The organism is Faecalibacterium sp. DFI.5.82, assembly GCF_029076575.1.
GTDB lineage: Bacteria > Bacillota > Clostridia > Oscillospirales > Ruminococcaceae > Faecalibacterium > Faecalibacterium duncaniae.
Genome location: NZ_JARFIS010000375.1, coordinates 1 through 318 on the forward strand (window position 1 = coordinate 1; position 318 = coordinate 318).

Consider the following 318-nt stretch of genomic DNA (forward strand, 5'->3'; position numbering starts at 1 on the left):
TCAGGCCCTCCACGCGGCGGATATCGATGCGGACAGAGGAATAATACTTCAGGGCGCGGCCGCCGGTGGTGACCTCGGGGTTGCCGTATACCACGCCGACCTTTTCACGCAGCTGGTTGATGAAGATGCAGACGGTGTTGGTCTTGCCGATGACGCTGGTCAGCTTGCGCATGGCCTGGCTCATCAGGCGGGCCTGCAGGCCCACATGGCTGTCGCCCATCTCGCCCTCGATCTCGGCGCGGGGCACCCTGGCGGCAACAGAGTCCACAACGATGGCATCAATGGCACCGGAGCGCACCAGCGCCTCGCAGATTTCCA

At 63.8% G+C, this 318-nt stretch carries 1 pseudogene; it reads right to left on the reverse strand.

The annotated features are described in order from the left end of the window. Positions 1 to 318: pseudogene (locus P0G09_RS17055) on the reverse strand (DNA recombination/repair protein RecA); the annotation flags it as partial.